The 7,942-nt window shown below is 72.4% G+C and carries 7 protein-coding genes; 2 read left to right on the top strand and 5 right to left on the bottom strand.

Annotated elements, in window-relative coordinates; translation table 11 throughout:
* Window positions 1–33 precede the first annotated feature (33 nt).
* A complete protein-coding gene (locus tag ACCP09_RS10185; RefSeq protein WP_433745273.1) occupies window positions 34–1,665 on the bottom strand; it encodes a class I adenylate-forming enzyme family protein in 1,632 nt (543 codons plus the stop codon).
* 42 nt (window positions 1,666–1,707) lie between these two features.
* Window positions 1,708–2,712: a hypothetical protein gene (locus ACCP09_RS10180; protein ID WP_433745270.1), complete on the bottom strand. Its 1,005-nt coding sequence runs from the start codon at window positions 2,710–2,712 to the stop codon at window positions 1,708–1,710.
* 206 nt (window positions 2,713–2,918) lie between these two features.
* Here ACCP09_RS10180 and ACCP09_RS10175 point away from each other — a divergent pair, with 206 nt between their 5' ends.
* Window positions 2,919–4,004, top strand: coding sequence for a calcium:proton antiporter (locus tag ACCP09_RS10175; RefSeq protein WP_027933946.1), 1,086 nt, complete (start codon window positions 2,919–2,921; stop codon window positions 4,002–4,004).
* Here the strand turns inward: ACCP09_RS10175 and ACCP09_RS10170 are convergent.
* On the bottom strand, window positions 3,994–4,302 hold the full coding sequence (locus ACCP09_RS10170; RefSeq protein ID WP_433745267.1) for a hypothetical protein: 309 nt from the start codon (window positions 4,300–4,302) through the stop codon (window positions 3,994–3,996). The two genes, ACCP09_RS10175 and ACCP09_RS10170, sit on opposite strands and share 11 nt — an antisense overlap.
* The gene (locus ACCP09_RS10165) at window positions 4,299–4,994 is read right to left on the bottom strand and encodes a nitroreductase family protein (RefSeq protein WP_433745264.1); all 696 of its coding nucleotides are present in this window, start codon (window positions 4,992–4,994) and stop codon (window positions 4,299–4,301) included. Before ACCP09_RS10165 ends, ACCP09_RS10170 begins: the two co-directional genes overlap by 4 nt.
* 89 nt (window positions 4,995–5,083) lie before the next feature.
* On the opposite strand from ACCP09_RS10165, the gene ACCP09_RS10160 reads away from it, so the two are divergent.
* A complete protein-coding gene (locus tag ACCP09_RS10160; protein ID WP_433745261.1) occupies window positions 5,084–5,422 on the top strand; it encodes a hypothetical protein in 339 nt (112 codons plus the stop codon).
* Here ACCP09_RS10160 and ACCP09_RS10155 read toward each other — a convergent pair.
* A complete protein-coding gene (locus ACCP09_RS10155) occupies window positions 5,419–7,857 on the bottom strand; it encodes a helix-turn-helix transcriptional regulator (protein WP_433745258.1) in 2,439 nt (812 codons plus the stop codon). The genes ACCP09_RS10160 and ACCP09_RS10155 overlap by 4 nt on opposite strands.
* Window positions 7,858–7,942: the final 85 nt, after the last annotated feature.

Genomic DNA, 7,942 nt, shown 5'->3' with positions numbered 1-7,942 from the left:
GGATGACCACCCAGCTCGGGTGTTGTTCAAAGATCAACCGCCGCGCAGTGCGCGGCGCAGTAGTTTGCCTGACACGGTCTTCGGTAGTTCCTCCAGGAATTCCACCTGGCGCGGATATTTGTAAGCCGCCATGCGTTGGCGGCAGAACGAAATCAGTTCCTCCGCCGTGACCGAAAACCCGGGCCGCAGGCTGACGAACGCCTTGACCGTCTCGCCCCGGTACTCGTCCGGGACGCCGACCACCGCGGCTTCCCGCACGGCTTCGTGTTCGTAGAGCACGTCTTCGACCTCGCGCGGCCACACCTTGTACCCGCCCGCGTTGATCTGGTCCTTTTTCCGGTCCACCACGTAGAACCAGCCCTGGGCGTCCATGTACCCGACATCACCGGTGTGCAGGCGTCCCCCGGGAAGCGCCTTCTCCGTCTCCGCCGGTTTTTCCCAGTACCCGGCCACCACCTGCGGCCCGGACGTCACCAGCTCGCCTACCTCGCCGGCAGGCAGCTCCCGGCCGTCCTCGTCGACGACCCGCACCACCGTGTCGTACACCGGCACCCCGACCGACAACGCGCCGGAAGCGGGGTCCACCGGCGCTTCCACGCCGAACGGCACCGCGTGTGACGGCGATGTCGTCTCCGTCAGCCCGTAACAGTTGTGGATGTACGTGCCGAACATCGCCTGGAAGGCCTTTACCGTGCTCGGCGGGATCGGCGCCCCGCCCGAGTAGATCTTCCGCAGCGAAGCCAGCGCTTCCCGATCGACATCGGGCACGTTCATCAACGCGATGAACACCGTGATCGACCCGACGGTGAACGTGGCCCGCTCCGCGCGCACCGTCTCCACGGCGCGCGCCGCGTCGAAGCGGTGCATCAACACGAGCGGCGCGCCGACCAGCAGGGCCACCGCGATGTGCCCGATCAGCCCGGTGATGTGGAACAGCGGCGCCACCCCGAGGATCACGTCGTCCCCGCTCAGTCCCACCCAGTCCCGGTAGGTCTGGGCGTTGAAGACGACGTTGCGGTGCGTCGTCATGGCGCCCTTCGGCGGGCCCGTCGTGCCCGAGGTGTACGTCAGGAAGGCGATGTCGTCCGGTCCGAGCGTCACCGCAGGCGGCGCCACGCCCCGGAACCGCGCCAGCATCCCTGCCAGGTCAACGGTTCCCGGGCACTCCACCGGCGAACCGGGCTCCGCGCGGTACTCCAGTTCGGACGTCGTCAGCACCGTCCGCACCGCGGTGCCCGGCACCACCTCCGCCGCCACCTCGTGCCACAGCGACTGCAACGTCACCAGCACCGTCGCGCCCGAATCGGCCAGCAGCTGCCCCAGTTCGCGTCCGCGGTTCATCGGGTTGACCGACACCGCGATCCCGCCCGCCTTCCACGTGCCGACCTGCGCGATCACGAACTGCGGCACGTTCTGCGCGTAGATCGCGACCCGCTCGCCGGGACGGAACCCGGCGTCGGTGATGCCCGCGGCGAACGCGTCGGTCAGCTCGTCCAGCTCGCGCAGCGTGATGCGGCCGCCGAAGTACCGCAGGATGTCCCCGTCCGGATCCCGCGCCACGGACGCCCGGAACATCGCCAGCGCGCTCTCGTGCTCGACGGTGATCCCCGCCGGCTGCCCCGGCGCGTACCGCGCCAGCCACGGCCTGTCGTCGTAGACGCTCATCACCGGCGATGATCCGCCGCGGCCGGTGCGGGCGTCAACAGGTCAGCGGTGGCGCCGACCGTCCCGGTCGCGGTCGCGGTCGTGCCCGTAGTCGTAGTCGTAGTGGCGCTCGTAGTCGCGCCAGTCCGGGATTTCGTAGCGCGGCACGGAGTACTGGGGCACCGAGTACCGCGGTTGCGGCGCCTGCTGCCGGGTCTGCTTCGGAGCCGCCTGCTGCGTCGTCTTCTTCGTCGCCGGCGCGGTGGCCTTCGGCGTCGACGTCTGCGGCGCGGCCTGCTTCGTCGCGGCGATCGGCAGGATGCCGGTGAACTGGCCCGTCGGCGGCACGGCGTCGTCGGCCTCGTCCTGCCCGGCCACGGTCGGCTCCTGCGGCGCGGCGTGCCCGCCTGCCAGGCTGACCGGCTCGGCCGTCCCACCCGGCCCGGCGATCCACCCGCCGACCAGCATCGCGCCGGCCAGCGTCAGCCCGGCGCTCGCGGTGGCCAGGATCAGCGGCCGGTTGCGCCGCTCCTTGGCGGGCTGCGCGTCGGCGTCCTCGTCGACCGGCACGATCAACGGCTCGGCCGGTCCCGGCTCCGCGTCGCCGACGCAGGCCTCGAAGACGATCGTCTGCGCCGCCTTGACTTCCGCGACGTCCTCGCCCGCAGGCGGGAGCGGGGCGGCAGGGGGAGCCGGGGCGACGGGCGTGGTCGCGAGCGCCGCGGGCGTCTGCTCACCGGTCATCGAGCCGGGCGCCGTCGTCCGGCCCGCGCCGCCTTCGTCGGAGCCGCGCAGGGTGGCGCCGACCGTGCCGGCCGAACCGAACGAGCCGGTCCCGAACACCCGCATCCCGGCGGTGCTCGCCACCGGTGGCCGCTCCAGGCGGCGCGGGGACTTCGAGTCGAGCACGGAAATGGCGGCGACCATGGTCGGCATCGTCATCTCGGCGGGGGAGGGCGCGGGGACGCGGCCGTGACGCCGGCGAACCGGGCGATCACTGCGCGCGAGCAGTTCGGCGACCGTCGTCGCCCCGCTTCCGGTTCCCAGGCTGTGGGCACCTGTCGTCACAGGGCGTACCTTTCTCGTCACTCGTCCAGGTCGTTCCGCGTCGAGCCGTCGCGCTTTCTATCGGCCGGGGGGCCAAGATCGGTACCCCGGTGTGACACAGGTCGCTTCAGCGCGCGAGAACAACCCACCCAGGGGTGAAAGGGCACCACACACCGGCGTCGCGCGCAAGCCCGGCCCCTTGCTGATCGCTGTGGCAGGGTGGGCCCGTGGGCGCGCGCATCCGATCCCGGCTGACCGACTGGACCGTCATCGCCCCACTGGTCGCCATCGCCGCGCTGGTGCTGAGCTGGGGTCGCGAACTCCCGTTGCCGCTCGTCATCGTGGTCGCGCTGTGCCTGGCGGCGGCCGTGCTCGCCGCGGTCCACCACGCGGAGGTGGTGGCTCACCGGATCGGGGAACCGTTCGGGTCGCTCGTGCTGGCCGTCGCCGTCACGGTGATCGAAGTCGCCCTGATTGTCACTCTGATGGCTGACGGTGGGGCGAAGAGCGCCACCCTGGCACGCGACACCGTGTTCGCCGCCGTGATGATCACCTGCAACGGCATCCTCGGCGTGTCCCTGTTGGTCGGCGCGCTGCGGCACCGGGTCGCCGTGTTCAACGCGGAGGGCGCGGGCGCGGCGCTCGCGACCGTCGCGACGCTGGCCACGCTGAGCCTGGTCCTGCCGACCTTCACCACCAGCCGCCCCGGCCCGGAGTTCTCCCCGGCCCAGCTCGCGTTCGCGGGCGTGGCGTCCCTCGTGCTGTACGGCCTGTTCGTCGCGATGCAGACCTACCGGCACCGCGACTACTTCCTGCCCGTCAAGCAGGGCGCCGACGAACACGCCGAGCCGCCCAGCTCCGGCGCCGCCTGGTTCAGCCTGGCCTTCCTGCTGGTCGCGCTGGTCGCCGTGGTCGGCGACGCGAAGGTGGTGTCCCCGGCGATCGAGGCCGGGGTGGACAACGCCGGCCTCCCGCACGCGGTGGTCGGCGTGGTGATCGCCCTGCTGGTCCTGCTCCCGGAGACCCTCGCCGCGGTGCGGGCCGCCCTGCGCGACCGCATCCAGACGAGCCTCAACCTGGCGCTCGGCTCGGCGATGGCGAGCATCGGCCTCACCATCCCGGCGATCGCGCTCGCCTCGATCTGGCTGCCCGGCACGCTCGTGCTCGGCCTCGGCAGCACCCACCTGGTGCTGCTCGCGCTCACCGTGGTGACCGGCGTGCTGACCGTCGTGCCCGGCCGCGCCACACCCCTGCAGGGCGGCGTCCACCTCGCCCTGCTCGCGAGCTTCATCTTCCTGGCCGTCAACCCCTGAGCCACACCGCGCCCTGGATCGGGACGCCGTTGTGGATCAGGAACCCGCGCACCACATTGGCCCGAACCACGGCTTCCTTCCCGGTCCAGCCGCGCGCCACCACGAACTCGTCCAGCCAGGTGTTGACCACCGCCCGCCGCCGCACGCTCAGGAACCGCTCGCCGGTGTCCCGCCTGCACAGGAAGCAGAACGCCACCAGCTCGTCCGGCGTCGTGCCGATGTGATGACAGAAGTCGGCCAGCAGGTCCTCGTCCACCCGTCCCGCGGTCGCCCGCCAGCGAGCGACCGCGCCGGTCACCACGGCAGCCCGAACCGCTCGGCGAGCGCGCGCACGTCACGCCACCGGCGGTCGCGGTCCATCGGCGCCTGGATCATGCCCTCCCGTTCCAGGCGGGCCGTCACCTCCGGCATCTCCGTCCACGGCGTGCCGTACTGGGCGCGGAAGAAGTTGTCGCCGAGCGGGCGGCGCGGCCGCTGCCCGCCGCCGGACGGGTCCTCGGCCGGGTAGCCGGCGAACAGCACCCACATCGGCACCCAGTGGTCGGGCACCTTGAGGACCTCCTTCGCGGTGGCCGGGTTGAACGAGTGCAGCCCGACGCCGAGCCCCTCGTCCACCCCGGCCAGCATCGCCTGCGCGATCGCCAGCCCGGTCTCCACCGACACCGCCCACAGGCTCGACTTCTCGTCCTGCGACATCGGCGCGACCACCTGCTGGTAGGCCACGTCGTCGACGTAGGCGTGCGACCAGCCGTGCGTGACCGGCAGCGCGCCGAGGTCGACCAGCTCCTTGAGCCGCTGCCGCGCACCCTCGGCGAAGGTCAGGTCGCCGTACCAGAAGATCGAGACCGGGGCGAGGTCGAACTGGACGGTGGTGGTCGGCGTCTTGAGCTGCTGCCGGATCTCGTCGCTCAGCTCGTCCCGGAAGCACACGATGGCCTTGGCGAAGTCGGCGTTGACCGCGCGCGACGCCCGGTTCGCCGCCTCCAGCATCACCGGTGGCGCGGGGACCAGGTTTCCAGCACGAACCGCTCAACGCCGCGGCCCCTGCGGCCAGTGGGGCGCCGGATGGACGGTCCGTTGTGGACGCGATGCTGGCGCAGAAGTACGGCCCCGGCCGCCCGATGTCACAAGGCGACGACAACTGGATGCTCGCCCACGGCGGCCCGTTCACCCCGGAAACGGTGCGTGCGCTGGTGAACAGCCCGGCCGTGCGGATCAGCGACTGGGCGATCGAGGCGTGTGTGTCCTATTTCGACTACTGCGTCTCCGCGTACGGCCAGGCGCCGGTCTACTTCAACCCGATGCAGTGCAACTTCGGCGACGTGGTGCACCACGTGGACCCCGCGTTCTACGAAAAGAACTACGACGGATCCAGCGTCACGCCGGCGATCCGGGAGCACCTGGAGGCGTGGCACTAACCGGCAGCCGCCCTGGCCGCCAGCTCGGTGCGGTTCGTGACGCCGAGCTTGGCGTAGATGTGCGACAGGTGCGTCTTGACCGTGCTGCGGCTCATGAACAAGCGGGCCGCGATCTGCGGGTTGTTCAGCCCCTGCACGGCCAGGCGCACCACGCTCTCCTCGGTGGGGGTCAGGCTGGCCCACCCACTCGACGGTCGCCCGCGCTTCCCGCGCGCGCGGCGCGCGTAGTCGATGGCGTCGCGCAGCGCCATCGCGTCCCCGGCCACCGGCCCGTGCGGCAGGCCCATGTCCCGCTTCGCGCGTTCACACGCCTGCCGCAGTGGCTCGTCGGCAAGCGCTTCGAGGCTGCTCACGCAGCTGAGCCACAACCCGTGCCCCAAGCGGACGGCGAGCGCTTCGTGGTGCAGGTCCTCGGAATCGGACAGGAACGCGGACTGCTCCAGCGCATCGGCGATCACCTTCGGCATCCCGGCCCGCCGGGCGGCGGTGAGGGCGCGCTCGCACACTTCCGCCGCCTCTTCCGGGTTCCCGCTGAGCCGCAGCGCCTCGGCGAGCCCGACGAGCGCGGGCGGGGTGCCGTCACGCCTGAACCACTCGGCCGCCTCGGCCGGTTCGCCGGACCACAGGTGCAGGCAGCCGTTCGCCCTGGCCAGGCCCGGCACGAACGGCGGTGACTTGGCGCCGTAGACCAGCCGGACCATCGGATCGAGCGCGGCCCGCGCCACGCCGAGGTTCCCGGCGGTGCCTTCGACCAGCGCGAAGACGCTCGTCGCGGACCCGATGCGGTGGTAGTCCTCCAGCGGCCGCGCCATGCGCACGGCCTCGGCGGCGAGATCCCTGGCCCGTGCCACGTTCCCCGTGTAGAGCGCGCTCGAGGCGTGGAACGACAACGCGGTCGACGCGACCCCGCGGTCCCGCCGGCCGGCCAGCCCGGACACCGCGGTTTCCAGCAGCGGCACGGCGGTCGCGTGGTCGTCGCGGAGGTGGGCGATGATGCCCAGCAACGCGGTCGCGCCGTCGCGCACGAACCCGTTCTCGTCGGCGCGGGCGCGTTCGGCGAGCTTCGCCGCGGTGTCGAAGTCCCTGGGCAGTTCGCCGAGCGCGCTGAGGAGCGTGGCGAGACCGTCGTCGGGGACGATCTCCAGCGCGGTTCGGGCCGCGTCGTTGTCCAGGCCGGTAGTGTCCGCGACGAGGGCGAGCCCGGTCAGCAGCCGGGCCTGCAGCTCGGTGTCGTCCGGACCGCGGTCGATGGCCCGGCGCAGCAACGCGATGCCCTCGTGGCCGCGGCCGTTGAGGTGCCACAGCCACGCCAGCCCGGCGGCCAGCCGCCGCGCGCGGTCCGGGTCGTCCGCGGCGAGGCCGTGTTCGATGGCGGCGCGCAGGTTCTCCTGGTCGGGGCCCACTGCCGCGCGCCACGCGTCCTTGTCGGTGTCGAGCAGCGGCGCGGCTTCCTCGACGATCGCGCCGAACGTGTCCAGGTGCCGGTCGCGGATGGCGTCCGCCTCGCCGGCCGCGGCCAGCTTGGCGAGGGCGTACTGGCGGATCGTCTCCAGCATCCGGTACCGCGTGGTGGGTCCGGCGGTGTCGGCGATGACGAGCGACTTGTCGACCAGCCTGCCGAGGCCGGTGAGGACTTCCATCCGTGGCCCGCACACGCCGGCGGCCGCGTCGAGCGTGAAGCCGCCGTGGAAGACGCCGAGGCGGCGGAAGAGGACGCGGTCGGGTTCGTCGAGCAGGTCGTGGCTCCAGGCCATGGAGGCCGCGAGTGTCTGGTGCCGGGCCGCCACCCCGCGCGGTCCGCGGACCAGGAGGGCGAAGCGGTCGTCGAGGCCGTCGAGGATCTCGGCGACGGTGAGGGTGCCGGACCACGCTGCCGCCAGCTCGATCGCCAGGGGAATCCCGTCCAGCCGGGCGCACAGGGTGGTCGTCGCGCCGGTGTCCGGGGCGCCGGAGCGGGCCGTGAAGAGCGCGGTGGCGTCCGCGGCGTTGAGCGAGGGCACCCGCCAGACGCGCTCGCCGGGCACCCCCAGCGGTTCGCGGCTGGTGGCCAGGACGGTCACGTTGGGGCAGGTGGTGATGACTTCGAGGGCGGCGTCCGCGGCGGCGGCGAGGACGTGCTCGCAGTTGTCGAGGCAGAGCAGCATCCGGCGGTCGCCGATCTGGCGGGCCAGGGAGCCGTGGTCCGGGGTGAGCAGGGTGCCGGTTGCCGCCGCGAGGAGTTCGGGTACGACCGCGGCGTCGTTGGTGGCGGTGAGGTCGGCCCAGCGCACGTCGTCGTGCGCGCCGGCCACCTGGAGGGCCAGGCGGGTCTTGCCGCACCCGCCCGGCCCGGCCACGGTGACCAGTCGGTTGGCGACGAGCTCCGCGGCGAGCGCGCGCAGCTCCTCGGCGCGCCCGACGAAGGGGGTGAGCTGCGGCGGCGGGGTGGCTGACATCGCGGATCAGTGTGCCACTCCGGATGGTGGCCAGGTGGCCGATATTTCCGGCTCGTTGGAGCGGCAGGGTCATGGGTGTCCGGTT

This window comes from Amycolatopsis sp. 3B14 (genome assembly GCF_050958625.1).
GTDB classification, from domain to species: domain Bacteria; phylum Actinomycetota; class Actinomycetes; order Mycobacteriales; family Pseudonocardiaceae; genus Amycolatopsis_E; species Amycolatopsis_E thermoflava.
This window is presented reverse-complemented; position numbering and strand designations above follow the sequence as displayed.

What these genes read in the sequence shown, in the direction of transcription:
- ACCP09_RS10185 (WP_433745273.1), bottom strand. Translation starts at nt 1,665, where the DNA reads ATGAGCGTCTACGACGACAGGCCGTGGCTGGCGCGGTACGCGCCGGGG.
- ACCP09_RS10165 (WP_433745264.1), bottom strand. Translation starts at nt 4,994, where the DNA reads ATGCTGGAGGCGGCGAACCGGGCGTCGCGCGCGGTCAACGCCGACTTC.
- ACCP09_RS10155 (WP_433745258.1), bottom strand. Translation starts at nt 7,857, where the DNA reads ATGTCAGCCACCCCGCCGCCGCAGCTCACCCCCTTCGTCGGGCGCGCC.